23 protein-coding genes are annotated in these 26,644 nt (G+C 40.6%); 11 read left to right on the forward strand and 12 right to left on the reverse strand.

What is annotated here, in order from left to right; all coding sequences use genetic code 11:
• Window positions 1–5: 5 nt before the first annotated feature.
• The 3 genes from IGI44_RS19260 to IGI44_RS19270 are packed head-to-tail and all read right to left on the reverse strand — an operon-like array spanning window position 6 to window position 10,649.
• A complete protein-coding gene (locus IGI44_RS19260) occupies window positions 6–9,344 on the reverse strand; it encodes a DUF6531 domain-containing protein (protein WP_438789551.1) in 9,339 nt (3,112 codons plus the stop codon).
• An 11-nt stretch (window positions 9,345–9,355) separates the two neighbouring features.
• Window positions 9,356–10,009 carry a hypothetical protein gene (locus tag IGI44_RS19265; protein ID WP_438789552.1) on the reverse strand — a complete coding sequence of 218 codons (654 nt, stop codon included), beginning with the start codon at window positions 10,007–10,009 and terminating at the stop codon, window positions 9,356–9,358.
• The gene (locus tag IGI44_RS19270) at window positions 9,990–10,649 is read right to left on the reverse strand and encodes a class B sortase (RefSeq protein WP_438789553.1); all 660 of its coding nucleotides are present in this window, start codon (window positions 10,647–10,649) and stop codon (window positions 9,990–9,992) included. The genes IGI44_RS19265 and IGI44_RS19270 overlap by 20 nt, the downstream gene beginning before the upstream one ends.
• A 785-nt stretch (window positions 10,650–11,434) precedes the next feature.
• Here IGI44_RS19270 and IGI44_RS19275 point away from each other — a divergent pair.
• The gene (locus IGI44_RS19275; RefSeq protein WP_438789554.1) at window positions 11,435–13,357 is read left to right on the forward strand and encodes a glucosaminidase domain-containing protein; all 1,923 of its coding nucleotides are present in this window, start codon (window positions 11,435–11,437) and stop codon (window positions 13,355–13,357) included.
• A 192-nt stretch (window positions 13,358–13,549) separates the two neighbouring features.
• Here IGI44_RS19275 and IGI44_RS19280 read toward each other — a convergent pair whose 3' ends face one another.
• The 5 genes from IGI44_RS19280 to IGI44_RS19300 are packed head-to-tail and all read right to left on the reverse strand — an operon-like array spanning window position 13,550 to window position 16,567.
• Complete coding sequence (locus IGI44_RS19280) at window positions 13,550–14,026, reverse strand: GyrI-like domain-containing protein (RefSeq protein ID WP_438789555.1); 477 nt, start codon at window positions 14,024–14,026, stop codon at window positions 13,550–13,552.
• Between the two features lie 40 nt (window positions 14,027–14,066).
• Complete coding sequence (locus tag IGI44_RS19285) at window positions 14,067–14,468, reverse strand: hypothetical protein (RefSeq protein ID WP_438789556.1); 402 nt, start codon at window positions 14,466–14,468, stop codon at window positions 14,067–14,069.
• Between the two features lie 20 nt (window positions 14,469–14,488).
• Window positions 14,489–14,986 (reverse strand): hypothetical protein, encoded by a 498-nt coding sequence (locus tag IGI44_RS19290; protein WP_438789557.1) that lies wholly within the window; start codon window positions 14,984–14,986, stop codon window positions 14,489–14,491.
• Window positions 14,987–15,023: 37 nt separating this feature from the next.
• Window positions 15,024–15,461: a DUF3788 family protein gene (locus tag IGI44_RS19295; RefSeq protein WP_438789558.1), complete on the reverse strand. Its 438-nt coding sequence runs from the start codon at window positions 15,459–15,461 to the stop codon at window positions 15,024–15,026.
• 35 nt (window positions 15,462–15,496) lie between these two features.
• Complete coding sequence (locus IGI44_RS19300; RefSeq protein ID WP_438789559.1) at window positions 15,497–16,567, reverse strand: hypothetical protein; 1,071 nt, start codon at window positions 16,565–16,567, stop codon at window positions 15,497–15,499.
• Between the two features lie 102 nt (window positions 16,568–16,669).
• Between IGI44_RS19300 and IGI44_RS19305 the strand changes: the two genes are divergently transcribed.
• Complete coding sequence (locus tag IGI44_RS19305; protein WP_438789560.1) at window positions 16,670–17,524, forward strand: helix-turn-helix domain-containing protein; 855 nt, start codon at window positions 16,670–16,672, stop codon at window positions 17,522–17,524.
• Window positions 17,525–17,556: 32 nt separating this feature from the next.
• Here IGI44_RS19305 and IGI44_RS19310 read toward each other — a convergent pair whose 3' ends face one another.
• The 4 genes from IGI44_RS19310 to IGI44_RS19325 are packed head-to-tail and all read right to left on the reverse strand — an operon-like array spanning window position 17,557 to window position 19,870.
• A complete protein-coding gene (locus tag IGI44_RS19310; protein WP_438789561.1) occupies window positions 17,557–17,775 on the reverse strand; it encodes a hypothetical protein in 219 nt (72 codons plus the stop codon).
• Entirely contained in the window at window positions 17,775–18,494 is a 720-nt protein-coding gene (locus IGI44_RS19315) for an ABC transporter permease (protein WP_438789562.1), read from the reverse strand. The genes IGI44_RS19310 and IGI44_RS19315 overlap by 1 nt, the downstream gene beginning before the upstream one ends.
• Window positions 18,487–19,218 (reverse strand): ABC transporter ATP-binding protein, encoded by a 732-nt coding sequence (locus tag IGI44_RS19320; protein WP_438789563.1) that lies wholly within the window; start codon window positions 19,216–19,218, stop codon window positions 18,487–18,489. Before IGI44_RS19320 ends, IGI44_RS19315 begins: the two co-directional genes overlap by 8 nt.
• Window positions 19,208–19,870: a TetR/AcrR family transcriptional regulator gene (locus IGI44_RS19325; protein WP_438789564.1), complete on the reverse strand. Its 663-nt coding sequence runs from the start codon at window positions 19,868–19,870 to the stop codon at window positions 19,208–19,210. Before IGI44_RS19325 ends, IGI44_RS19320 begins: the two co-directional genes overlap by 11 nt.
• A gap of 449 nt (window positions 19,871–20,319) precedes the next feature.
• Here IGI44_RS19325 and IGI44_RS19330 point away from each other — a divergent pair, with 449 nt between their 5' ends.
• The 9 genes from IGI44_RS19330 (at window position 20,320) to IGI44_RS19370 (ending at window position 26,555) form a co-directional block, all read left to right on the forward strand.
• Entirely contained in the window at window positions 20,320–20,523 is a 204-nt protein-coding gene (locus IGI44_RS19330; protein WP_438789565.1) for a hypothetical protein, read from the forward strand.
• Between the two features lie 28 nt (window positions 20,524–20,551).
• Window positions 20,552–20,764 (forward strand): DUF2922 domain-containing protein, encoded by a 213-nt coding sequence (locus IGI44_RS19335; RefSeq protein ID WP_438789566.1) that lies wholly within the window; start codon window positions 20,552–20,554, stop codon window positions 20,762–20,764.
• A gap of 69 nt (window positions 20,765–20,833) precedes the next feature.
• Window positions 20,834–21,217, forward strand: coding sequence for a hypothetical protein (locus tag IGI44_RS19340; protein ID WP_438789567.1), 384 nt, complete (start codon window positions 20,834–20,836; stop codon window positions 21,215–21,217).
• A 46-nt stretch (window positions 21,218–21,263) separates the two neighbouring features.
• Complete coding sequence (locus IGI44_RS19345; RefSeq protein ID WP_438789568.1) at window positions 21,264–21,755, forward strand: hypothetical protein; 492 nt, start codon at window positions 21,264–21,266, stop codon at window positions 21,753–21,755.
• 98 nt (window positions 21,756–21,853) lie between these two features.
• Window positions 21,854–22,285, forward strand: a complete 432-nt coding sequence (locus tag IGI44_RS19350) for a phage holin family protein (protein ID WP_438789569.1) — start codon at window positions 21,854–21,856, stop codon at window positions 22,283–22,285.
• 14 nt (window positions 22,286–22,299) lie between these two features.
• Entirely contained in the window at window positions 22,300–23,097 is a 798-nt protein-coding gene (locus IGI44_RS19355) for a peptidoglycan amidohydrolase family protein (RefSeq protein WP_438789570.1), read from the forward strand.
• A gap of 313 nt (window positions 23,098–23,410) precedes the next feature.
• Window positions 23,411–24,793: a PTS transporter subunit EIIC gene (locus tag IGI44_RS19360; protein WP_438789571.1), complete on the forward strand. Its 1,383-nt coding sequence runs from the start codon at window positions 23,411–23,413 to the stop codon at window positions 24,791–24,793.
• Window positions 24,794–24,814: 21 nt separating this feature from the next.
• A complete protein-coding gene (locus tag IGI44_RS19365; protein ID WP_438789572.1) occupies window positions 24,815–25,861 on the forward strand; it encodes an ADP-ribosylglycohydrolase family protein in 1,047 nt (348 codons plus the stop codon).
• Window positions 25,842–26,555, forward strand: a complete 714-nt coding sequence (locus IGI44_RS19370) for a GntR family transcriptional regulator (RefSeq protein ID WP_438789573.1) — start codon at window positions 25,842–25,844, stop codon at window positions 26,553–26,555. Before IGI44_RS19365 ends, IGI44_RS19370 begins: the two co-directional genes overlap by 20 nt.
• Window positions 26,556–26,644: the final 89 nt, after the last annotated feature.

A 26,644-nucleotide genomic window follows, 5' to 3' on the forward strand; every position in this document is an offset into this window, starting at 1 on the left:
TCCCTTTATTTTCCAAATGATATTATTGAACCATCTGGAGCAAGATCAATATAATATCCATTTTTTCTATATCTTATAACACCTTTTACATATCCATCTACTTTACTTTTCTTTGACCCTTTCTTAGCAGTTCTTGCGAATTCTTGTGCTTTTCTCAGGTATTGATCTACATCTTGTGCCCCAACTTCTTTTCCGTGTTTTCTATAATGTTTCAGTAGAGACTCTTCAGCAGTTTTTTTAGATCCTTTGTTCCAGTTTCCAGTATTAATGCTACTGTCCGAAGAACTACCTAGAGATGAAGACAACATTTTCCCCGCTGCCGCCGTAATTGCACCACTCGCTACCAAACTTGTAATTATTTCTTGTGCGGAGAGTCCTTGAATGGCTGTCAAAGTTCCTCCAGATCCTACAACTACGCCGCTGCCTGTTCCTACTCCCATCGCGGCTAAAGCACCTGGACCAAACAGCAATACAGCCAACACAATAACGCTTACTCCCACACCTTTCCAATTTGCTTTCCTACCATTTTCTACTTTTTTATATGCATCATCAATACTAAGCCACTGCCCTTGTCCGGACCCCGTAACTGATGGGATATAGTACTTGCCATTCTTGGGTTTTCCAAAAGCTTTCTCTAAATTCTCTTCTTGTTGTTGTCTAACTGATTTGTTTTTTGTAGCTTTTGGAGCTGTTTTGCAGAACTTTGCTAACGTTTCCTTCCAAGCTTTGCTCCAATTTCGGTATAGAGCTTCACCTTCTTTAGTCTTAGGTCTTCCCTTATTTCCGGTTACCAGAGTATATGCATTACTTATTTGTTTTTGCCGTAGGGCAGTTTGAGCTGCTGCTTGTTTCGCATAGTCCACAATACCACGACTAATCGGCGCTATATTTCCGGAAACAAAATTTCTAACGCCACTATAAACATTTCTGAAACTCTGGATAGGATTTCTTAAAAATGAATTTACGCCATAAGAGATAAAATTACCAACAGTTTTCACTACTGTATTAAATATAGGCTTAACAATCGGTTTAAATAGTTTTCCAATTGCGTTTATAGCCGTCTTGCCAACAGATAAAATCTGTGAGATAAAACTCTTCTTATGCCCCGTCGGATCGGTATAATTGATCGGATTATTCTCCACATACGTATACCCATTTTGACTCAGTGGGTTGTCTTCTTCTCCCTCATAGCTATCTTGTGTTAAGAAAGTACCGCTTTGGCTATCGTAATAACGGGCTCTTAGATAATTATACCCTGTAACATCTTGCGCTTCACCTGTATAACCAAATGGATTACCTGTTTCATCTATTTCTTCTGGTATACCGAAAACGGAGTAACTATTGGTGCTGGCGAGTTCGCCATCCTGCATCATCCCTGTCACACTGCCTCGGGCATCGGTTAGGTATTGATACTCGTCCTTCGTCTTCTCGTTTGTGTAGCTGAGACGCTCGTTGCCATAGGTATAGGTTTCACGAGCCTTCATTTCATCATCGTAGGTTTGAAGTACCTGCGTGTTTTCCTGATTGACGTCATTGACATAGTTGCGGACTTCATAGTAATTATACGTATCTTCACGAGTGGTATAAGGAATTAATACTTCGTTCACTTCTGAAGAATAGGTGACCTTTCCTTCTCCTGGTCGATTGCCTAGACTTGGCGGATTCACAACGATACCTTCTTTATTCGCCCGATCCTTCGCGATCTTTTGATGATACGCACGTGAAACGGTATCAAAGACATTCATCCATAGATTCCCGACGGTTTCCGGCAAACTTGAGAGTGCTTGAACAACATTCTCAGTGAAGCCATACCAGAAGAGTGAGTTCTCTTCACCGTTTGGACTAGTTTTTGGTGATTTTTTCCCGTCTGAATAAGATGAAGATTTTCCTTTGTTCGTTTTCTTCGCTTTTTTCTCTCGACGTTTAAAGAGCTGATAGGCGGTCGTATCTTCTGTCCGACTGGCAGTGAAGACACGATTGTCATCGCCGTCATAGAGAGCTGCCATGAGTAAGCCTTTATTGTCTTTTACCGCAAGCAGGCGGTTTTCCGTGTCATAAATATAATCCAGAACCTCATCCGTTCCGCTTTGCTTCACACGATTGCCATTTTTATCGTACTCGTAGTTGATGGTCTGATCCGCATTTTTCATACTTAATAAACGATTGTTGTCGTCATAGGTAAATTCTGTGGTTTGTTCTTTTCCATCGATTGTTTCGGTACTGGTCAGCTTATTGCCTGCTTGATCATAAGAATAGACATAGCTTGCCAGCTCATTTTTCTTATTCTTATCCGTAACCGTCATTTGGGTAACTTGTCCAAGACTATCGTATTCGTATTTTTGTACGACGGTTTTACCTTCTTGGGTAATCACTTCTTCGGAAACAAAATTATCGGCATCATATTCATAGCGGTAGGACGCAATGACTTTACCCTTTTTGCTACGATGAATGATTTCTTCCACCCGATCATCTAAGCGGTAAGTCAAGGTAGAGGTCGTGCCGTCTTTCCGCTTAATCTTGGTCATATTTCCGGCTTCATCGTATTCATAGGTCGTTATTTGATTGTCCCGATCCGTAACCTTAATCAGTCGATCCAATTCATCATAGCTGTATTTCACTTCTGAATCGTCGGCATAGATCATTTTCGTAATATTTCCGTAGTCATCGTAATCGTACTTGATTAGACTGCCATCACCTTGACGGACACCGGTGATTTCGTCCTCATCATTGTATTCATAATTCGTTTGACCAGTTAAATCATCCATCGTGATTCGACGACCTTCTGCATCGTAGGTATACATGACTGTGCCATCTGATTTCTCAGAATAATCTACCTGAAGAAGCTGATCCAATTTATTGTAATCGTAGGTGATCGTCTTTCCATTGGCTTGCTTGACGCTGTTCAAGCGATTGTCTGCATCATAGGTATATTGAGTAGTATCTCCCAAGCTGTTTACCTTTTCAACAACATTGGAAAGCTCATCATATTTATACTTCGTCACTTTACCATTGCCATTCGTTATCTCAGTGACATTTCCTACTGAATCATACGCGTAGCTGGTTTTAGCAGCTTTATCGCCAGTACCAGTCGTTGCTTCGATCATTTGATCCGCTTTGTCATAGCTATAACTATTTACCCGCTGTCCGCCAGACGTCACATTCGTTAGGTTGTCATTTCCATCATAAGAAAACTCGTTGATCGCGCCTTCACTTGAAGTGATTTTCGTCAAACGGTTGTCCTTATCGTAATTGTACGCAGTTATCTGGCCTGCCGTATTCGTTTCCGCGATCAAACGGTCTTCTTCATCATAGCTATTCGTACTCTTTTGTCCTAGGGCATTAATGGTTTCGGTCAGATTTCCGTTAGGATCGTATTTATAGGTTTCTTTTCGTTTGCCATTGATTGTCCGAGTCGTTAGCTGACCAACAGGGTCATAATCATAGGCTGTCTCACGACCTGTTGGCTGAGTGACTGTTTCAATCTGATCCAAAATGTTATAACTATATTTCGTTTTGATCCCACTTGGACTAACTGTTTGAGCAAGATTTCCTACTTCGTCGTATTCAAAGGTTGTAGTTAAGTCAGCTGGATCAGTTGTGGTAAGTAAACGACCGGCTTTATCATAGGTATAATTTGTCGTCCGTTTTGATTGATCTTCTTGTGTGACTAGATTCCCCGACACATCATAGGTATACGTTTGCGACAATCCTTTTGGTGCTGTTTGCTGACTTAAGCGCCCGAGCTTGTCATAGGCGTAGCTGTATTTCGCACCATTTGGCAAAGTACGACTGGTTGCTTGTCCATAAAGGTCATTTTCATAAGTCGTTTTATGACCATTGGCATCCGTTTCTGTTAGCAAGGCTCCAGCTTGATCGTAAGTGTATTCACTGACACCTCCGGTAGGTTTGGTCATACTTGCCACACGATTCATCTTGTCATACGTATAGCTCGTCGTATTGCCTTCACCCGTCGTCTCTGACAACGTATTTCCAAGATTATCGTAAGAATACTTTTGCACAGCTCCCGTGGAACTAACTTTTTCAGATAATCGATTCAATGGATCATACTTAAGTGCTGTCGTGTTTTCCTTTGCATCCGTATAAAGAATCAGGTTTTGGTTCGCATCATAACCGTAACTAGTCTTTTCGCCGTTTTCATCGGTGATACTGGAAACATTTCCTAGGACATCATAGGTATACGTAGTCTTTCCACCAGCAGGATTTGTTTCCGTGACGATTTGGTTAACGGCGTCATACGTATAGGAGGTCACACGACCTTTCGCATCTGTTGATTCTTTTAGATTTCCATTTTTATCATAGGTGTAGGTCGTCTGTTTTCCTTCAACATCCGTCGAAGTTACCATGTTGCCCATCACATCATAGGTAAAGGATTCTGTTGTTTTATCCGCATAGGCTACTTTGGTGACATTTTTCTGGTTATCGTATTCATACATCGTGACTTCGCCTAAGCTATTGGTTTCTGTTAAACGTTCGCCATGAGCATTATACGTGTATGTTTCGTCTAGTCCTTGGTTATCCTTCACATGGCTTACACGACTACTTGCATCGTATTCGTATTCAGTAACCAAGCCATTCGAATGTGATTCCTTCACTAGTCGATCAAGGGCGTCATAATCGTTGGTGATCGTGGATCCATCTGGATTTTCAATTTTCTTTGTTTGTGCTGTTGGTGTATAAGAAATCTTATAGACATTGCCGTTCTCATCCGTAATAGCGGTCGGGTATCCTAGTTCATTGTAGGAATAGGTCTTTTTATTTCCCAACGCATCGGTTGAACTGGTTATTTGTTCAATCTGACTATACGAGTAGGTTGTTTTATTCCCTAAACCGTCAGTGACAGTTGCCGGAAGATTGTGCGCATTATATGTGGTGCTTGTGGTATAACCAGCAGCATCCGTCAAGCTTGCCTGATTGCCATTACCATCATATGAAATTTTCGACTGGTTCCCTAGTGGATCAGTGATGCTAGCTAACGCTCCGCCTTTGGTATAGCCATAGGTCGTCTTCTTTCCACGAGCATCTGTAAAGGAAAGAACATTTCCCATCGCGTCATACGTATAAGAACAACTATCTTGATTTGGATACGTAACCTTTGTCACATTCCCCATCGCATCATAGGTAAAACTCGTCGTTCGTCCATCCACTGTTTCACTCAGGGGATTGCCATTTTCATCATACTCGTAAGTCGTGATGATTCCTGCCTCATCTGTGCTCTTAACGACTAGACCCAAGTCATCGTATTCATTTGTTACCTGTGTACTATCTGGATTTTCAGTCTTTGTAAGATTTCCAGAGCGATCATAGGTGTGTGTTGTCACCTGTTTTAATGGATCAGTGATTGTTGCAATTTGGTTTGCCACATCATCATAGGTGTAGGTCGTTGTTTTGCCAGCTTCATTCGTATCATTCAGTAATCGTCCTAATACATCTCTTTGATAGGTCAATGTTTGACCTGCTGCATCTGTTTCACTCAACAATCGTTTACGCTGGTCATACGTGTAGGTAGTCGCATGGCCTTCAGGATCTGTCATCTTGATTTGATTGCCCACACCATCATACGCATACGTGTAGCTGCCACCCTCACCGTTTGCCATACTCAATTTGTTTCCAACTGCATCGTAGGTATATGTTGAAGTAAAGCCATTTCCATCCGTTTGTGCGATCACTTGACCAGAACCGTCAAACGTATAGCTGGTCTTCTGACCATCTGGTGTTGTTTCGCTCGTTTTACGCCCTTCATTGTCGTAGGTAATTGAGGTTACGCCACCCAACGGGTTCGTCATACTAACTGGGAGTCCATGGGAGTTGTAGCCAATGCTGGTAACCCCTTTAAGAGGATTGACTATTTTATTTAAGAAAGCGCCAGAATAGCTATAAGTGATTGCATTCCCTTCAGAATCTGTTGTGCTGGTTATCCGGCCTTGTTTATCTACGCCAAAGGTTGTTTCAGGTCGACCATTTATTTGGACAGAAGTAAGATTTCCAGCGCCATCGTAACTGTATTGCGTCTTCGTTCCATCAAAATCCACTTCACTGGTTATATGATTTTTTGCATCATAACTGGATTGTCTAACAGCGCCATCAAAGCGTGTCTCAGAAAGCATATTGCCATTCTGATCATATGAGTAGCTAGAGGTTTGACCTGCTTCATTCGTCTCACTTGTCAGACGGTTCTCTGCATCATAGGTTTTTGAAGCATTCGTGCCATCTGGATAGCTGATTCCTGTCGTCCGGTATTGTTTGTCGTATTGATAGGTCGTAACGTCGCCATTCCCATCAGTAGTAATGGTCTGACCATTGCTGTATTCCAATGTCGAAACTGCACCTGTTCCGTCTACCTGTTTGACAACTCGTCCTTCCTTGTCATACGTATTTTCAATAATTTTATTCCCATTTCCGTCATACCAAGCAGTCATGAGACCTTCTTTATTGTACTCGTAGCGTGTTTTTACTCCAGTAGCATCTGTAAAACCGATTAAATGCCCATCATCATCATATTCATAGGCTAATTTCGATCCATTCGGCACGGTGATGTTCCCGATATAGCCACTTTCATTCATTGAAATGTTGTACATCGTCCCTGTTGGATCGGTAATAGCTGTTAACTGAGCATTCTTATTGTAATCCAATTTTGTGACATTGCCTTTTTCGTCCTTTTGGCTCGTTAAAAGACCAAAATAGTTAAAGGTTTTCTGTTGATTCTCACTGTCAGTAATTTGATATTCTTTTACTGTATATTTTTCTTTTCCATTACCAAAATCAGCTTCTTTGGTATCCTTATCTTTTACCGACATTTTTAAATCATAACCTTCGGGCGCTACGTACTTATTGCCATCTTTTTTAAACTTCAAAATACTGCCATCAGTACGGGTATAGTATAAATTTTCTTTGTCATCACTGGTTACTTGTTCGTTAAAAGCAAACGACCAGCCACGTCCAAATAAACTATTGATCTCGGCACCCTTCGAATTATAAGCCCGTGTAATTTCAAATTCACTGGTTAAACTTGGAATCGTTACATCTGTTCGATCAAGATAAAAGTTCCCTGTATTTAGATTGATTGGCTCAAAGCCAAACTCACAGTGTAAGCCTCTTCCCATTAACAAGCTATCAATATCTTGTTTTGTTCCATCAGAAAGCTTCGGTGGATTATAAGGCTTATTCGCATTCTTCTTCGGATTACGGATAAAAAGTGTATTGTTACTCAAAAGCAGCATATCCTGTACACGATTATCGTATACGATTTGGGATAACGGAACCCCATAATACGCAGCGATTTTTGGTAGTGTGTCATATTGAGTTACTTTATATATGACAAATTTTTCACTGCTTTTCTTTCCGCTAGAACTCCCATCTTTTTTACTCTCAGCATCAATCGTATAAACCGTGTTAAAGGTAGGGTCGGTAAACGGAAGTCCTGTTTGCCAATTGGATAGCTTGTCCTTATATTTCGTTGTTCCTTTCGGAAAATAGGAATCAAACAAGCTAGAATCAGGATACTTGTAAGAGTAGCTAGCAAACGATTGTCCGCCGAATCCTTTGCCCTTGTCACTTAACTCATAGTCAAGAATTGCGCCGGGCGTCGTCAGTCCATCTGCAAAAACGCCTTGAAACTGCAGCTTCCCTTTTTTATCCGAAGTCATCATTGAACGAAGGGCGATCGTCGTATCCTTGATAGGATAATTAATGTCTACTGGATCAGGAATAGACCAATTAATGGTCATACTCGGTCGTTTGTCTGGAGTAAAATCTACTTGTCCAGGTCCGCCTGTTGAATAGGTTGTATAGAACGCGCCGCCATAATCATTTTCATTGGTTGCTTGAACAACCATTCCATAGTTCTTACTTGTTCCCTGTACCCAGCTATTCACAGCGTCGCGTACATCAAAACGATGCATCCCATGCTTGGCACCACTGATCGCCTTTTCACCCGTAGGTTCTTGCGATAAGCCGACCGAGTTATCCCATGTCAACGTATCAATATTAAAATTCTGTGTTAGCTTGTAACTGGAGAATGTTGCATTTGTTTGCGGATATTGAATATATTGATATAAATTATAAGTCGCATTGTCAATTTTTGCTTCTTTGGGAATCTTTGAAAAATCATAATTTATTTTGGTGTAAATCCTCGTACGACCAACATCCTTCGCATTCCAGATACCCGTCATTTGCTGAGTAATATAGCCAACATATCCATAGCCACGGCCCTGATATGTTCCATGGACCGAGCTAGTAACCGTATCAATCAGATTTGCGGTCGGAACAGTCACTGTTGGGTCAATGCGTACAGGATACGTTCTTTTCTCATCCTTCAACCATTCTTCGCTCGCATCAATCGTCATTTCATAACAGTCTTTTTCCTCTTTTAAACTCAACTTGATGTCATCACTAGTTTCCTCTGAGCTATCTATCATTTGAGGTGCTGACAAAACAAATAAGACTTTCTTTTTACCCTTTTTCCGAACGATTACTTGATTGGCTTCCAAAGCGGCAGAGTATTTTTCAGAAGAAAATTGATACGTAAATTGATGTTTTTCACGCCACTCTTCTAAAATGATTTCTTCTTTAACTCCGTTGTCTGTGATCGTATATTGAACATCATCCGCTTCGTCCACATTATTATAAAGAAGCGCATTCTCCTTCACAGTCGCATTTTCATAAGTTTTATCCTTGGGCATTAATTCTAAAGTGTCTTCTCCTTTAGAAACTTGAATCCCTTGACTATCATCAACCTTATCAGGTAATACGACTTCTACAGGGCTTCCATTGGGTTTGAAAACGGTTTGATCTTCTTCGTTAGCTGATACAAGACTTAGATCAACGGGCAGTTCTGTCCCTTCTTCATCCTTATACGTTTTTAATTCCCCACTGATATAGGTGATGAAATGAGTCTCGTCAACTTTATAGATTTGTTCCTGACCCTTTTCTGAAATGGGTTCGCCATATTTTGCTTTTAGTGACTGTTCTTCTTCGTTTGTCTTCTTTTCTTCAACTTCTGGCAAACGAATTTCATGTTCTTTTTTAGTTTCCTCTTCTTGCTTGTCTGATTGATTCGAAGAAGATTCTGTCGTTTCCTCATCCTGCTCCTGAGTAGGTAACTTAGAATCAGTCTCCTCCTCTTTTTCCGACGAAGAGTTTGTTTGATTTTTCACATCTGGAACTACTGAATCCTGAGCACTGTCTACTGTGTCATTGTAGTAGTTTTCTGCTTTACTCTGATCGATTGCACTCTTAATATCCTCTGCATACGCTAATGGCATACTACCCATTAACATATTTAACAACACCATATACTTAACAAGCTTCCCTAACCTTTTACTCATACTTTCTACCCCTAATCTAATTTTTCAACTTGAAACAGCTCTTTATAAACAATCCCGATTGCAATAACTAAATCCGCTATAAACATGACCATTGAACCGAATATAGGGAAAAGTAAACCAACACCAATTGAAACGCTTAATAACAATAGAACGCCTAATAACAGTTTTTTTAATTGGGAATTTTTCCAATCAAAAGCCTCATTTGAAATGAGCTTTAGGCAGTAGTACAAAAAGATAAAACGAACTATGCCTTGTATATAGGTCGTTAAAACCCAAATAAGTTTTTTCACTTCGTCATAGCTCATATTGGTTGCCCGATAGATCGCCTCTCCCAGCAAGCCCAGAGCAGCACCGGAAATCAGTACGACTAGAAGATAATTTCTTAATGCATTGCGTGTTTTTTGTTTGAACTGCACACGTTTATAAAACTGGTAAAAGAGAAAAAGCAATAGACACAATCCTAAACACACCGCTAAAACCCCAAAAAAATTCATTAAATTTAGACTTAGATCATCTTCCATCCTCGCGGACAATAGGTCATTCAAAAATAGGTAACTTCCCATTCCGTATAGCATCAGCCCAAAAACATAAATGGAAAAGTAGCCTTTCTTGGAATTCAATTTTCCAAGTTTTTTAAATCCCTTTTCATTTTCTTTCTTTTGCATGGACAACAAATCTTCTCCCCCCATCCTCAGCATCACATGTAGACAGAATTAATAATTTTCCGTTGGAACTCGTCACTGGTTCGCGATAATTCCCATGTAGTTGTGCTGAAAGTTCTTCAATTTTGCCAAAATACTCATTTACAGAATTTTTATTCTCCAGATGATAAGTGTGAAATATGTGTTCATCAGTAAAACTGTAGGCCGCAAAAACCTCATAAGATATTTTTCCCTCCTTTGTTTGAACCGTCACAGTTTTGTTTTTTTCAAAAAAAGCAGGATCTGAAAAGTTTGAAAGGGTCCCGAACATTGAACCATCTCTTGTTGCATGCCCATAAATAATTGTTGCAGGATCTTTAAAATCTTTTTGATTAACCCGTTCAGTAAAAACAGCCCCATATACCGTTTCATTATCATCAAAATCGTGACTAAGATAATAACTATCATCTGTCGGATGCTGCGCGACCGGATAATCAATGTTCGTTCCTTCAACAGTCAAATGCGCGTATATATTTCCCATTTCAACAAATGAGGCTTCTTTCTTTTCCGTGGCTTGATTTTCGTCTTCAATATCTACAAGTTTGATCCAGCAAATACATAGGACAGCTACTAACACAATAAATGTAATCAAACGCTTCAACATATCACCTTCTCTCCTTATGCCCTCTTAAATAAGATACTAATTTTAGAAAAGTATCATTGAACCTCTTACTCCCCAATCTGATAACTATCTACGTTTCGATTTATCCCTTCATTTTATTAAGGAGACGTACATTTAAAACGGACTAAATCTCACAAAGCCAAAAAGTCTTCATAATTAACATTTTAAGTTATTTTGTTTGATTTAGGAATATATATTTAGAAAAAAATTTTCTTAACTAGTAATATATATAAAAGAGTCGATAAATCGGCTCCTTTTTGATTTCCTAATTTCAACCAATTGTTAAAAGCTTCAGAAATGTACCCACTTTTAGCCTAATCACTTCGTTTTCCCCTAAAAAAAAACATTTTTAGGAGTTTTAAAAACCATCATTCCAATACATCACTCATAAAATAGGGTAAGGTTCTTTCGAGGAAAAACGGAGATTGTTTTATACATACGCGCTTATTAAATAATAAAATTTATTCTAATTATAATTTTTTTAGTAATAATTATTGACTTTAGATTCAATACTCTTTAATCTATTTGTTAAATGAGAGTTGTTTTAAAATAGTTAATTTAGTTAGAACGTTGATAGAGGTGGATTGTTTAGAGCTCGATAAAAACGAGGTCTTGGAGGAGCTATTTGCTTGTTTATCTGTTGAGTAAGCTTTATAAAAATAGCCTTCTTTAATCTTCAACACATTGAAGATGTACACTATGATTTCGCTTTTGAAGCGTTTTGAAAATAGTCTATTTTATTCTTGGATTAGAAACGAGGTAACAATGTGAAGTACAAAAAAATAATACGTGTTTTAGCTTTAGGAATACTGTGCAGCTCGACTGTTTTTGGTTCGACACAATCTTTTGCTGAAGAGTATCCTTCAAGCACTAGGACGCTGTTAACTCAACAAACAGACGATAATTTAAATCCAGAGGAAACAGAGGACTCTGAACATCCGATTCCTAAACCAGATTTGCCAAAAAGCTATAATTTGTTGGTAGGTGATAGCCTAATTGAAAATAATACGTATAGTGATTCGAAAGGAAATCAAATAAATTTCCAGTACACAACGGATACTGGTTTGGTGACGAACACAGTCGTTCATTACACGGTGAAATTAGTGGAAGACACGAGATTAAAAGAGATAAGAGTTATCAATGCAACAACAAATGAGTTGATTTTATCCAGCAATGAGATTAACGGTGTATTTACGATTCCAGAGTCAGATGTCAGGATTCAATTGGAAACGAAGAAAGAAGAAAAAATAGAGCCCGAGGTTCCGGTAAAATCAGAGGAGGCGTCGAACGAAATTTCTGACAACAAGTCTACCAATAATAAAGGCGTAACAACAATTAATCCAAACAATCACGATACAAAGGATACCGCTCCAAAATCATCTGCTGCAAATCGAGACACAGCAGTAGTAGACCGAACTACTGAAACAACTAACTCAGGTGTAACAGATAGCCGAATTCCATCTTCTCATACAGTCCCAACATTAAACAATACGATTCAAACATCCATTGTTCAAGAGACGTATCGCCATCTTGGAAAACCCTACGTTTGGGGAGCCAAAGGACCGAACGCATTTGATTGCTCAGGTTTGGCATACTTTGTTTATGCAAATGCTCTAGGATATTCTATCGGAGGCTGGACAGGCGACCAGCAATATGCGGGAACGCAGATTCCTGTGAGCGAAGCTCAACCTGGGGACTTGCTTTTCTGGGGTGCGCCTACGAGTATAACGACCCATGTAGCAATTTATATTGGCAGTGGACAATATGTGCATGCTCCACAGCCTGGGGATGTCGTAAAAATTGAGATCATCAACAATTTTACGCCAACATTTGCAGTACGAGTGTCTATTGATGGATTGCCTAAAGCAACAAACTCATTGTCCAATGCTTTTGGCGAATACAGTACAAACCAACCATTCATTTTTAACAAAAACCAAACGACTGACCAATTTATTAAGAAGATCGGTGAACCTTCTCGTGAGATTGGACAAAAATACGGTATTTATTCTTCTGTTATGATTGCCCAGGCCATTTTAGAAAGTGGTTCAGGAAATAGTTCCTTAGCCAGCGAACCAAATTATAACTTATTCGGAATCAAAGGCACATTTAAGAATAGCAGCGTTACTTTCAAAACGTTAGAACAAGATAAAGACGGCGCTAACTATCAAATCCAGTCTGAATTTCGAAAATATCCCTCTTATAAAGAATCTTTAGAAGACTATGCAAAACTAATTAAAGAAGGAATCTCTGGAAATAAAAAGTTTTACAAAGCTGCTTGGAAAGATCAAACGAAATCCTATAAAGATGCGACTAAACATCTACAAGGACGTTATGCGACAGACAAACAATACGCGGAAAAATTGAATGCCATCATCAAAGCCTATGATTTGATGAAATTTGATCATGAAAAAAAATCAAAAAAGAGAATCAATGGACCTGAAATACGATCAATTAAAACTGATTTCAAAGCAAATGATGATCTTCAATCAAAACTCATAGCAAGTGTCACTAGTAACCAGTTCATCCCACAATCTATGTCACCAAAGCATTTTATTCAGCTTTTCCGTGGTGAATGTTTGATTGCTGTAGCAGTAACTGCTTTTCCAAAGAGGATGACTTTAAGTGTGCCATTCGTCAGCTCATCTAGATTACACAATCTTTCCAAAACATTTAATGATTCGTCTCTTTAATCTGTGGATGAAAATTTCTAACTCTTCAGAAGCTTTCAAAAATCATAAAAACAGTTGATTAGAGGAAAGATATTCACTCGTCCATCTGAAGGTCAATAATTCTCAAAACATAATAAAGGCTGGATGATCTCAATCATCCAGCCTTTATTAGTTTTCCTGTTTAATGTTGAACACTACTGTGATCCCTAATCATCAGCTCTTTCCCTTCACTGAAATCCAAATCTCCGAAATTTCTTGGGGATAGCTTCCATCGCCAAAGGGGTAGACTTCTAATTGATAATCGGCGGGTTCATATTCTGCTGTAGAGAATAGTTCAGCATAGATAGCTGTCCAAAGCTCCTGATCTGCAGACCCAGAAACAAAGTCGGAGCGCTGAAATTTGATCCACAAGGAGGCCGGAAGAGTGATCGGTGTGAACGCATCTGGCGCATCTTTTTTATCATAGGGAGTCGCAATGAAATACCTGTAGCTTTTCCCATCATAGGATGTCGAATCTGCTATACCAATCAGTTCTTTATCAAGCGAGGTTGAGTGTGCTGAAAGCTGGGCTAATGTCCCATCTTGCTGGCACGTTTCCCAAAAAAGATTCGCTTGAACGTTGCCAATAAATTGGCGTTGCTCCTTTCCGATTAGCTGAATGGGACCCATTGATTCGATCCGGTAGGTCATCAAGAACACTCCTTTTGAAGATCATAATAATGCGGCTTCCTTAAGCAGTCGGTCTGGTTAAACTAAGGCCCAGCCAGAGTAAGGCAGCTGCAACAAGACTGGTCACCATATCCCAGCCATCAAATGGTGAATTTAGAAAAACATCGTGGATAATTTCAGAGACCAGCAGCAAGCTTACTATGAGTACGAGTAGGGGCACAGAATACCGGAAATCAAATTTACGTTTTAGTATCACTGGAAATACGGTGGTGTAGGTCAGTCCAAAAGCTCCCCAGACTGCCCCAAAGTTAGGGGCAACGCCAAGCAAAGATCGAATAATAGGAATGTGTATCAGACTGGTTTCTCGCAGAAAAACCGTGGCAGCCCATAGCAACACTCCGATTAACATCGTCACATTGATCATTCGCTCTCTCGCGTCGCGTTTGTTTCGTCTTTTAGTCATGGATGAACTCCTTCTATCTGTTATTTTTTGTTACACGGACAAATATAGTGGATAGTTCCACTTTCTGCGTCAAACGATAACTCCAGTGGATAGGCTTCCGCGCTCCAGCCGTAAGAATAATCCGGTGTATACCCCATTTCACAGATGCCTTGTACCGTAAGAGCATGGGCTTGTTTGAATATTTCTCCATCCTTGAAGCTGCCGTTGATTGTGGCTAGCCCAGCTTGACAGGAGGACACAGAACGATGGTCGAAGCCATCTGGTACCGGGTATTCTATCGGCATAAGCCGCCCTGCAATATAACGGAACGTATCGTTTTGTTGGTCGTACTCGCCCATCCATCCGACATACATGTCTAAAATGGCTTGTTCGCCGGCGAGTTCTTCTAATAATTTTTCACGAAAAATTTTCGCCCATAGTGATGGTACCGGGTTTTGTCCGCCGCCATTTATGACTTCTAAACCAACTATCTTTGCATCGGGAATCGCTATCACTGTCGTTTTCCTTAACTCTATCATATTCATTTCCCCTCTATCAACAGGCAGTAGGTCTTCTCTACCTTTTCTGACTTTTCAGTATTGAGAGACAAATCTTGGCTCGCAGTATTTTCTTTACCTCCGTTAATTGCTCCTGCGACAGCACCCGATAGGTGATCCAGCCGCCCTCGCTGCAGGGATACTTGGCATCACAGATTTTCTTGGCCTCATCTGAAAGATCATCATAAATGGCATCCAGACAATCATTGCTTACCCGAAGATGCACAGCAAAGGCTTCCTTTTCCGCAAATACGTCACAGATGTGGCGATTCTTCACGCTGTACTTGGTGCTCCACCCATACTTGTTTCCATAAGGAAAACGGATTTGCTGTTTGGCGGAAAACTCGTTCTGCAAATAAGCATCGAGCTCTAACCACCACTCACGACTAGGCCCACTGTAATTAAGCAACTCAGTAAATGTTGGGGCGAGTGTTTTGTCCAATAACCGTTCGTACATAGGGACGTTCCTCCTCAAAAGAGAATTTTTATCTGTTATTCTTGCAATGTGTTCGCTATACATTCAGCCATCCTTTTATCTAAAGATCGGCACTGGTTTAGCAGCTTCACTATCTTCTCACGCACTGACCAATCACTTAAAGCAGTGTTTCCCTTTTCCGTCTCATTGATCATAGAGTGAACCGTCCACATTAAGCGGTGAATGTCGTTTCCCGCAGCGACTGCCGGTAAAAGCTTATCGGTACCAAGAATAGCCCCCACGCTTTTCAAAAATTCAGCCCCATAAATGCGGCGTTCCGCCAGATCGAAAATATCTGGATAAATATAAGGAAACCCTGTAGGATTTGTTGTCCAAAAGCGGTTATCTCGTAAGCCTTTAATCCAGCGATCATAGTAACTGCCTTCTGGTTCCTCGCAAGGATTACGATGTTCGCGTAAAATTCGTTCATTGCGGGTAAGCGCACGTCGGCAAGTATCCATGAGAAGCTCCGTTTTGGGACGCGAAGGTTCCCCTTTGACCAAGACAACTGCTCCAATGTCTTGACTCCACGCTGAGAGGTACTGACACTCGGAGGAGGAAAAGCATTTGTTGGGAATATCATCCCCCGTTGAAAATACCCAGGCGATAAGAACCTCGCCATCCTGCTCATACCCAATAGCCAGTATCACTCGCTCTACTTTTTTACGACACAACAGCAATACGGGAAACCCCTCGCATAGGTTTTCCACTACGAGCTTTTTCACCTCCGACTCATCCGTAAATTCCCCATCAAGGCCCTGAATCCCCTGCATGGAATGAATCTCACAAGGTAAACCAATCGCTGAAAAACAATCTCGGACGGGTGCCGTAACTTCGGGCATAGAGCAATGAAAGTATTCTGCGGTGTCAAACTTGAAATGAAAGGCTTCCCCGGAAAGCCCCATATGTAAGTTGTGGTCGTGATCCATTCGCCATGTTCTATCATGCGCCTGAATTAGGCTCGTTTCATGGGGAAGACCCATTAGTACACCTAAAGACATCATTGCTGACGGAAAGGCATGTCTATGGGGAACCAACGGGGCTTGTCTTCGATCCACTGATCCATCAAATGAAATTAATTGCGTCATTGTTCGCCCTTTCTACTCATTCGTTTCTTGCGTTGTCTGAATACGCTATAATCATAACATGAGGCAAAACGAAAAAATGAACCTAAATTGCGGAGAGTTCCTATGTCTATCATTACTCAAATAAACCATACCTTTAACTATATTGAAAAAAATCTGAAGAATCCGATCACGCTGGAGCAGCTAGCTCAGACAGCCGATTTAAGTACGTTTCAGTTGATTCGCTTATTTGACCGTTTTACAGGAATGACGCCGATGGCCTATCTCCGCGCACGAAGACTAGCCAGCAGCCTGCCGCAGCTATTGTCAGGTGCGTCGATCCTTTCTGTGGCGTTAGATTGCGGCTTTCAGTATGAGCAATCCTATATTCGCGCGTTTAAGGAATGCTATGGCACGACCCCTGCTCGCTTTCGCAAGCAAGGCATTCGGGTGGAAATCGTCGATGTTCCAACCTTAGAGCGATTCACTATGTCCGCAAACGGGATGGTTGGCGAAGCCACGTTGTCTGTTCGTCCAGCATTCACCTTATCTGGCGAGTTAAGACGCTATCACAATCATGAAAATTTACTGTGGGGAAGAAGTTTATTGGAGGGCATTGAGGCTTGTCAAACACCGATATACACGGCCGCCTGCAGAAATTTATCTCCGGGGGAATTCAGTCAAGAGTATTTAGTCCAAAAGGAAAGCTGCGACGATCTTGATGCATGTCCACTTGTTGAATGGTCATTTGCATGTGGTCAATGGGCCAGCTTTGACTATTTTGGTTTGCATCCTTTAGACGAAGCAGGGGTTACTCGGATTAGAATTTTGATGCTGCAAATTATTGGTAATTGGTTTAGAGATAATGGACGGTATTGGGATGGCAATTTTACAGAAACGGTGAATGTAACTAACTGCTCGGATAATTATTGCGAGGTCGCATTTTCTTGCTGTATCCACCAATTTAAAACAACGAAGTGATTGAATGAATCACTTCGTTGTTTTCGTATTTTTTAAAAAACGATGCCCTGAAGAACGCCGCTCAAAACCGCCAAAATCCCAAGACCAATCAAAATCCAGCCGGCAGTCGTTTTCCGCTTGGGCGATTGCCTGTTGGCTGCGATAAGTACAATGATCCCGATCACTATTAACAATGCCCCCGCAATCACATTTATCTGAAGGCTCAAACCGCCAAAGAGAGTATCCAATTGTTTATCAATAAAATTTTCCATTATTCTACCTCCATACTAGTAACTTTTTTCATCAGCAACATCGCGACAAGGGCCCCGGCTATGACCGTTACACTCATAAATAGAATGGCAGCCAAATCACTATTATTTACATTATTGGTTGTGTTGAACATGATATTGCATAGCAAGGAAGATAAAAGGACTGCAGAGACGATTGTGGTAGGAACCGATTTTTTTATAAATCCGATGCCTGTCGCAATGATACCGATCCCTGCAGCGGTTATTGCCATAATAATCGTAACCCTCAATGCTCGAATCAATGTTTGAGCCGTTAGCGGACTATCCACCAATGGTGCGATCGTTTCTGATACACTGAAAATCCCAAAGGACAATAGATTACTAACGATCATGGCACTTAGTGTAAATAGAAAAACAACACCCAATTTGGCAAACATTACTTTCTTTCTCTGGATTGGGTAGGAAAAAAGTAAGATCGCTCTCTTCTCCTTGTATTCGTCAATCACAAATTTCGTATACATTATCGCGGAAAGGGTCGCAAATACCGCCATACTCAATATAGAAAATAATGAGATGATATTATTGTAGCCTGCAAATAGCTGCAGATCTGGATCGGGATCTACGCTAGGTGCGTAAGCAAAAAGAAAGATGAAGCCCAGCATGATCACACAAGTTATTGCCGTTGCGATGATATAGGTTTTCATGTTATTACGTTTCAATTCCAATTTCATTAAGTTAAGCATACTTGGCTCCTCCAGTCATTATGTTGAAAAAATACTCCTCTAAGCCAGTTGGAAATTGCTCTTTCACTTTTGCCAAGGCTACTTCCTCCACGATCTTTCCATCTACAAGTACCGCCACCTGATCAGCGATATGCTCCATCTCATTAAGAATATGGCTAGAGATAAGGATCGTCTTTCCCCGCTCATTTTTTAGGTATAAAAACAATTCACGCATCTCACGTATCCCCATTGGATCAAGTCCGTTGATGGGTTCATCAAGTATTAACAGTTCGGGTTCGTGAATCAGTGCCCGAGCAATCCCTAATCGCTGACGCATACCTAAAGAAAACTTTGAAACAGGTTGATTATTCGATGCTTTAAGTCCAACCAACTCTAAAGTTGACTCAATGTCTCCAGAGGTGCCCATATAAGATAAGTGGATTTCCAGATTTTCTCGTGCAGACAAATGATCGTAGAAGACCGGCACTTCGATAATACTGCCGGTACGCTTCAATATCTCACTTCTACATAAAACACTATCCAGGCCAAATATCTCAGCTGAACCAAGCGTTGGCGTGAGCAATCCCATGAGTAGTTTAAAAATCGTGGTCTTCCCTGATCCGTTTGCCCCCAACAATCCATAAATAGACCCCTTTGGAATAGTCATATTGCACCCTTTGATCACTTCACTACCTGAAAATGTCTTCGTCAGGTTGTCTACTAGTACTGCATACTCATTTTTCATCCATCATATCCCCGTATAATCTTTCAATAAACGTCAAATAATTGGCGATCAATTCATCGTTTATAATATCTGCGCCCATCTTCATCATTAGCTGTTGAAGAAACTTCAATCTTTTTTCTAATCGAGCCGAATCACACGCAAAAATCATTGGATCACACCAAATATTCATCAACAAAAAGAAAACTTCCGCACATTCATCGGGGTAATCCGTTTGAATTGAACCATCCTCATTGCCTTCTCGCATCAACTTCGCGAAAAATGGTGCACTCTTATTGACGCTATCCTGCATACTAGAAAGAACAAAGTGAGGATTTAAAATTTGCGACGACAATGTACTATCCAGCGAATGCATCTGCTGATCGTGGAGATTTTTTTCTAATAGTCCGATTAATGTTTCTTTTGCCGTACTACCACTAAATTCCTCAATCCACGTAGTCAATGTCTGTTCTGTATATTGTGCTTGCAGCGCCATTACCGCCTGAAGAATCTCTTCTTTAGACTTAAAATGATAGAATATTGCCCCTTTGGACATGCCAATAGCATTCACGATATCTTGCATGCTTGTCTTCTCGAATCCTTTTTCCGTAAATAATCGGGCAGACACCGATAGAATTTTTTCTACTGTCTGTTTTGGATTATTTTTTCTAGGCATCGTTGTTCCTCCTCAATAAAAAACCGACCGTTGGTATTTTTTAGTATAGCGATCAAAATAAACATTGTCAATCATTTTTAGGGTAAACGCGAAAATTAATTATCTTTTTTATTATATTTATGACGATGTAATACTTATTAATCGAAGGAATGATCTTAATAGCTCCGAACATCCACTACACGCTAAAAAGGCCTCCGGATAGATTCAGACTAAAAAACCATTTCTAGCAAAACTTCTAATTATACCTAAAACGAAAAAATGAAGCAAACAGCAATTTTGCAAATCTACCCCCAAAATGACCACTTTTAGGCGAAAAAAGGCGCTTTTTGATCAAAAACCGGTAATTTTGAGGGGGTTTTGGCAATTTTGCGATTCGTATTTTTTTCAAAAATCTTTTATCTTTTAGTCACCGGCCGGTACAAACAGTTAAACGAAATGGAGGAATTACAATGATTCAAAAAATTGGTAGTAAATTGCAAGTACAAATCGACTCAGGTGCAGACAAACCCAAGAAAGTGACCTTCCAAAATGTGATTGATGAGCCTGCAGAGGCAGATGTTTTGGAATTAGGGGCCATCCTAACAGAGCTTTCACCTGAAGGCAGCAACTTAGACGGCGTAATCTTAACCAGTCAATCCCGCTACACTAAGTAATCAATACAAAAAATGAGGAGGAATACACATGTTAAAACTTGTCGCAACATTTAGAAACAGCTTAGGAAAGAGTCAAACTTGGAGCTTTAATGAACCAGATCCAAACAAATCAGATGTGGAGGTCAAAAATTTATTGCAACGACTGACAGGCATCAAACTTTTCCATAAAGACGGCGCGGATCTCTTCGACACTGTCGAAAGCGCGAAGTATGTCCAAACAACCGAAACAATTATCTTTTAAAGCGGAAGCAGAGAAAGGCAAGGAGCGGCGGTAGTGCTACCGCCCTCCACTACTAAAGGAGGAGAAAAAATGAACGAGCAGCTTTTATCGCATCAACAGGTCTTTTCACTTAAACCACAGACATTAGAAAAACGAATCATGGAATACTATCAAGAAACACAAAATAGCAGTTTAACGCTTAAATATATCCTAGCTTTGCGGGTGAGAGGCCAGTTAGGTGCGCAGGAGTTTGCTCCCATTTTACAGGATCTCGTTCGCTACCTTTTCATGAATACCAAAGCGACCCGTACCATGAAACGTTTCTTTTATTATTTTCAAGATTACTTTATGGAATCTGAATGGAAACGATTGCGTCTGAGAGTCTTCCCCTTAAGAAATTTTGGTGAAACGATTCAATCAATTGTCCGATCACTACTTTCAACTATCCGCCCAGAGGAAACAACTGAAACCTGATAAAAAGAGCCCTATGCACAGAAAATTTGAGAAAGGAATGGAAAATATGACCCAGGATTTAATTGCTACATTCGGGAAAAGCAATGGCGGGACGCACGACTGGACGTTTAAAGACTTAGACCCCGACTTGTCTGTAATAGAAATCAAAGAAGCTTGCGAACTATTAACGACTTTAAACCTTTTTGAACAAGATGGCGTAACCCTATTTGATTCCGTTGTCACAGCAAAAGTCAGAGTCTATGAAGAGCGATTGGTCTTTGATCCCGAGCACGAACCGCTATCAGAAAATGAACAGACGACTGAAACAGACTGCCAAGCGCTTCGTTGTTTTAACGTCTCAAACCAACAGGATTTTCTGTCGATCGCTCCTTCACATAGACCCGTTTTGTCCCCGGAGGAATCTGCAGATCAGCCTGCTGTGGCAGCTATCCACGAGTCCCCTCCTGCCCGACTAACAGAGGCAATGACGAAGAGCGGTTGGCTCCAGCGACTCTTCCGAAGAAGGAGTAGAAACAAAGAAGACCCTTACGACAATTAAATCCAGTCCTTCTCACATCCTTCATGCATAGGAAAATAAACAGACCCCCTGGGATCTCACGGTCTCAGGGGGATATCAAGAAAGAGCAGGTATTTTTAATGGAACTTTTCACGTTACTATCTGGAGGGGCACTCATAGATGACTTACTTGGCGGCAGTATGCCTTTGATGGGCGTCTTTTTGACAATGACTGGCTTAGACCTTTTAACCGGTTACGGCAAAGCCCTAAAAAGCCATACCTGGGTGTCTTCCATTAATCTTTATGGTCTATTAACCAAATTCATCACCTTTTCAACGATCATTTGTGCTGCGGCATTGGACAAAGTTGCGCCGATTGTCGGGATCATCTTGCCAATCAATGTCGCTTTGATCTGGACCGTCTTATTAATTATCTATGAGATCGGGTCCATTTTAGAAAACGCCCATGCCTTCGGTCTAAAAATCGCTTGGCTACAGAAATGGCTGCGAGTCTTTGAAGCAAAAACAACGGATGCTCCTGATAAAGAGGATCAAGAAAATAATATCCAATAAAGGAGGCGGACTCATTGCTGAGTACTGAAACTGCGTTGCAATACGGCTTAGCTTTGCGCGGAAAAATCTGCTACTCCATGGCAAACAGACTCGGAGCGCAATCGATGGATTGCTCGAGCTTTATTTTTCGTTCATTGATCATAGCTGGATTTTTACCAAAGGATGCTTTTATCGGCAACACAGAAACACTTTTTAAACTAAACGGCTCATTGTTAATTGAAATCACTCGTCAAGAAGTACGTCGTGGAGATTTATGGATTGCGGGTCACGAAGGTGCTTCCTTAGGATCAGCTGGGCATACAGGCTGGTTCTTAGGTGACATTAACGGTGACGCGCTGCATTGTACTTATTCTAAAGGCTGCCAAAACATTGCCGTCACAAAAGCGATCGGCTGGATGGGCGACTATTCAGGCTTGCCTATTCGCTATTTTCGCGTAAAAAAGGCGATTGCCGCAGGACCAAATAAACACAGCAGCCAGCAACAACATCTAGTGATTGACGGGTCATGGGGATCGGCCACTACCCGACGAATGCAGGAAGTCTTGAACTGTGCCAGCAAAGACGGAATCATCAGCGGACAGATCAAGAACCCTGCAAATCAATTTATTCCCTCTGCTCAGTTTGGGTATGGCGGTTCACGTATGATCCGTGCACTCCAAGCCTTTTTACGTATGCCCTCAGACGGTAACTTTGGTCCAGTTACCTGTTTGGCATTGCAAAAGAGAATGGGGACGCAGCTGGATGGGAAGATTAGTCCAGTGTCTGCTTGTGTGAAGGCAATGCAAGGCAGGTTGAATAGAGGACGATTGTAAAGGGGGGGGGGCTAGAAAGTACCTCTGGGATGTCAGTCTCAGGGGTATTTAGTGCGTAGAAGACAATATTTTGCGAACGTTGAACACTTTTTTAGATCTGAATGGAAAAGTTAATTTAATTTCGTAGTAAAAAAGAATCTTTTGTCTTGATTTATCCGCATTTAGCGCAAAGTTGAAGAGAAAACTTCAGAAAAAAAAGAAATGTTTGCGTTTACATTAGCAATTTTATATTGTATACTCAGTTAAAGGATAAGACGTTATAACGTCTTATCCAATATTGTAATCATTTCTTAGGATAAGGAGGAAAAGTGTTATGGATAAGACCGATGTTTTAGCAAAGCAATTATTGCAACTTATGGGAGGTTCAGAAAATGTCCAATCGATCACTCATTGCGCCACGCGGTTACGGCCAAAATTTATTGATCGAAGTTTAGTACAAACAAAGGAAATTCAAGATTTAGATGGTGTTACTGGTATTGTTGATAAAGATTCGGGTTTTCAGGTGGTTATTGGTACGAATGTTGGAGAAGTTTATGAGGCATTTATTCAAACACTAGATACCCACACTTCTCCCGCAGCAGAAAATTTGAAAAACGAACCAAAGGAAAGACATTTTTTAAATGATTTTGTCGCTTTGGTTGTTAGTATCTTCTCTCCTTTATTGCCATTACTTGCAGGATCTGGGTTGCTTCGTGGCTTTACGATTTTAGCAAATGAGTTGGGTTGGCTGTCTACCGAAAGTACAACAAATCTAATGTTGACACTCGCTGCTACTTCCGTTTTCTATTTCTTGCCATTATTGGTAGCTGTGACGTCAGCAAATCGCTTTAAAACAAGTCCTTTCATTGCTGTAGCTATTCTAAGCGCATTGATCATGCCTGATTTTATTAATTTAATCCAAGGTAATGGTGGAAACATGATCCAGCTTTTTGGAATCTCCATTCCTGTATTTAATTACACCAGTCAAGTAATTCCAGCTATCTTAACTGTCTGGCTGCAATCTGTTATGGAGCATTTTATGAAGAAAAAACTGCCGAATAGTCTCCATATGATTGTGATTCCGACCATTTTATTGTTAGTGCTAGTTCCAGTTGCTGTAGGTGTATTTGGACCTCTTGGAAATTATCTAAGTATTGGGATTGCCAATATTGTTGGTTGGTTAGCAAATATTAATCAAATCGTAACTGGTGCTGTCATCGGAGGGATTTGGAACATCTTGATTATGTTTGGCGTTCACTGGGCACCAAATACGATGGTCATCATTCCAGAAATTGCACGTACTGGTCATTCGGCCTTTATTGCTTATGGTGCGACTGCTAACTTTGGAATGGCGGGTGCTGCGTTTGCAATCTTCCTACGTTCTCGAAATCAGAAGCTTAAAACTTTTTCTTTAACAGCGATTACTTCGGTCTTTCTATCAGGGATCGTTGAACCGGCTATTTATGGTTTGGGGGTTAAGTTTAAAACACCTTTGATCGCAGGTTGTTTGGGTGCTGCGCTGGGCGGAGCATTTATGGGCGCCTTTGATGTTATCGGAAACGCCTTTGTTTTCGGTGGATTAACGACAATTCCAGCATTTGCTGGACCTACTTTATGGGCATATATCGTTGGTCTGGTAATCTCATTTATTGGCGGAATGATCTTAACCCTTTTATTAGGTGTAAAAGATCCTGAAGCAGAAATGTCAAAAAATTAAAAAAAGAAGGGAAAAAATACAATGACTTTACATTCAAAAATTTTAGGAACATTAGCAATGGCCGCAATTGGAGATGCCATGGGAGCCGCAACAGAAAATCTATCTTTTGATCAAATTCGTACTCTTTTTGGAGAAGTAACTGATTTTAAAAAGCCTGGTGAAACAGCTTTTGCCTTAGGAAATGAAGCAGGACAAGTTACTGATGATTTTTCACAAATTTACTTTTTATGTAATGAAATTTTAGCGAACGATGGAAAATTAGAAAAAGAAACGATTATCAAGGCTATGCTAGCTTGGTCGGATGTTTCAATGTATTTTGATCGATTCGCCGGACCTACAACAAGAAGTGCCATTGCCATGTATAAGGATCCTTCTTTAACGATGAAGGCTTTGCCCGGTGCAGTAACTGTTGACTATGCTTCTAAAGCTACAAATGGTGCGGCTATGAAAATTGCTCCTGCGGGAATTTTATTTCCAAATAATATCGAGGGTTCTATCAATGCAGCAATATCCATCGCACAAGTAACTCATGATAACTCGTTAGCAATTTCCGGCGCGTGTGCTGTCGCAGCGGCAACAAGTGTTTCTTTAGCTTCACACGTTACAGTTGATGATGTGCTGTCCGCAGGTTTTTATGGCGCTGTTCGAGGGGAAACTTTGGCGAAAGAAGTCTCGCGCGAAGTAGCTGGGCCGAGTGTTGTCGAACGTATTCAACTAGCGTATACTATTGTTAACGGTGTCGGAACGAAAGAAGAACGATTGCGTCAACTTTCGCAAGTCGTTGGCAGTGGGTTGCATATTTCGGAAGCGGTTCCTTGTGCCTTTGGCATTATCGCTTTAAATAAAGAGAATGTACTGCAAGCAATCATTGATGCGGTAAATATTGGATATGATACAGATACCATCGCAACAATTGTTGGTTCTATGGTGGGAGCTTTTATTGATCAATCTAATTCGCAATTCCAATCTTTATTAGAAATTGTCCAGTCTGCCAATGATTTTAATCTAGTTCAACTAGCAAATTCATTAGCAGATGTGGTGGGGTTTCATGAAGGGAAACAGTGTTAAATATTTAGCAATTTATGAAGAATTAAAACAAGAGATCATTAACGGCGTATACACAGTTGGAGAAGCATTCCCTGCTGAACCTGAGCTGCAGCAACGCTTCAGTGTCAGTCGAATTACCGTTCGGAATGCAGTCAAACTGTTAGTAGATGAGGGGTATTTACAACGCATTCACGGTGTCGGCACGATTGTATTGAGCCAGAAAGAATCGCTTCAATTACAAACTTTATTGAGTTTTACGGAAGAAAATAATGATCGTGATGCGCATTCGTCTTTATACTCTTTTACGGAATCGATAGTTGCAGATCCAACGGTTTGTTCACATTTGGAATTGCCAAAAGGCGCAAAAGTTAGCTGTCATGAACGAATTCGTTGGGTAGATGGGATCCCCATCAGCTTTCAAAGAGTCTATTGTCCATCTTTCATTGCATTATCTGCAGATGAACTTGAGGCGCCTGATGCTTCTTTATACAAATTATTGCGAGGAAAGGGCTTTATAGTTACGAAAGCTAAAGAAACAATTGAATCAGTGGTTTCAGATAAACAACTGGCTAAATGTTTAGACATAGAAGAAAACAAACCATTGTTGTACGTTGAAAGAGTCACACGAGATCAAAAAGACCGATTGATTGAATATACCGAATTCTTTTATCGTGGGGATCGTTACCGCTACAACATACAATTGCAGGTTCCATAAATGAAGTGAACGTTCTTCGGCCCAAGTGGTGGAAGGACGTCTTTTTATGTTCTTAAATAGCTTCAGCTAATTTTCAAATAATAATTAGC

It is taken from the genome of Enterococcus sp. DIV0756, from assembly GCF_051710745.1.
Classification (GTDB): domain Bacteria; phylum Bacillota; class Bacilli; order Lactobacillales; family Enterococcaceae; genus Enterococcus_A.

Excerpts from the sequence above, each read along its gene's own strand:
- IGI44_RS19345 (WP_438789568.1), top strand. The coding sequence starts at position 21,264 with ATGACCCAGGATTTAATTGCTACATTCGGGAAAAGCAATGGCGGGACG.
- IGI44_RS19340 (WP_438789567.1), top strand. The coding sequence starts at position 20,834 with ATGAACGAGCAGCTTTTATCGCATCAACAGGTCTTTTCACTTAAACCA.
- IGI44_RS19350 (WP_438789569.1), top strand. The coding sequence starts at position 21,854 with ATGGAACTTTTCACGTTACTATCTGGAGGGGCACTCATAGATGACTTA.
- IGI44_RS19270 (WP_438789553.1), bottom strand. The coding sequence starts at position 10,649 with ATGTTGAAGCGTTTGATTACATTTATTGTGTTAGTAGCTGTCCTATGT.
- IGI44_RS19290 (WP_438789557.1), bottom strand. The coding sequence starts at position 14,986 with ATGATAGAGTTAAGGAAAACGACAGTGATAGCGATTCCCGATGCAAAG.
- IGI44_RS19370 (WP_438789573.1), top strand. The coding sequence starts at position 25,842 with ATGAAGGGAAACAGTGTTAAATATTTAGCAATTTATGAAGAATTAAAA.
- IGI44_RS19320 (WP_438789563.1), bottom strand. The coding sequence starts at position 19,218 with ATGAAAAATGAGTATGCAGTACTAGTAGACAACCTGACGAAGACATTT.
- IGI44_RS19330 (WP_438789565.1), top strand. The coding sequence starts at position 20,320 with ATGATTCAAAAAATTGGTAGTAAATTGCAAGTACAAATCGACTCAGGT.
- IGI44_RS19300 (WP_438789559.1), bottom strand. The coding sequence starts at position 16,567 with ATGACGCAATTAATTTCATTTGATGGATCAGTGGATCGAAGACAAGCC.
- IGI44_RS19285 (WP_438789556.1), bottom strand. The coding sequence starts at position 14,468 with ATGACTAAAAGACGAAACAAACGCGACGCGAGAGAGCGAATGATCAAT.
- IGI44_RS19325 (WP_438789564.1), bottom strand. The coding sequence starts at position 19,870 with ATGCCTAGAAAAAATAATCCAAAACAGACAGTAGAAAAAATTCTATCG.
- IGI44_RS19365 (WP_438789572.1), top strand. The coding sequence starts at position 24,815 with ATGACTTTACATTCAAAAATTTTAGGAACATTAGCAATGGCCGCAATT.
- IGI44_RS19360 (WP_438789571.1), top strand. The coding sequence starts at position 23,411 with ATGGATAAGACCGATGTTTTAGCAAAGCAATTATTGCAACTTATGGGA.
- IGI44_RS19305 (WP_438789560.1), top strand. The coding sequence starts at position 16,670 with ATGTCTATCATTACTCAAATAAACCATACCTTTAACTATATTGAAAAA.
- IGI44_RS19260 (WP_438789551.1), bottom strand. The coding sequence starts at position 9,344 with ATGAGTAAAAGGTTAGGGAAGCTTGTTAAGTATATGGTGTTGTTAAAT.
- IGI44_RS19310 (WP_438789561.1), bottom strand. The coding sequence starts at position 17,775 with ATGGAAAATTTTATTGATAAACAATTGGATACTCTCTTTGGCGGTTTG.
- IGI44_RS19315 (WP_438789562.1), bottom strand. The coding sequence starts at position 18,494 with ATGCTTAACTTAATGAAATTGGAATTGAAACGTAATAACATGAAAACC.
- IGI44_RS19265 (WP_438789552.1), bottom strand. The coding sequence starts at position 10,009 with ATGCAAAAGAAAGAAAATGAAAAGGGATTTAAAAAACTTGGAAAATTG.
- IGI44_RS19295 (WP_438789558.1), bottom strand. The coding sequence starts at position 15,461 with ATGTACGAACGGTTATTGGACAAAACACTCGCCCCAACATTTACTGAG.
- IGI44_RS19280 (WP_438789555.1), bottom strand. The coding sequence starts at position 14,026 with ATGACCTACCGGATCGAATCAATGGGTCCCATTCAGCTAATCGGAAAG.
- IGI44_RS19335 (WP_438789566.1), top strand. The coding sequence starts at position 20,552 with ATGTTAAAACTTGTCGCAACATTTAGAAACAGCTTAGGAAAGAGTCAA.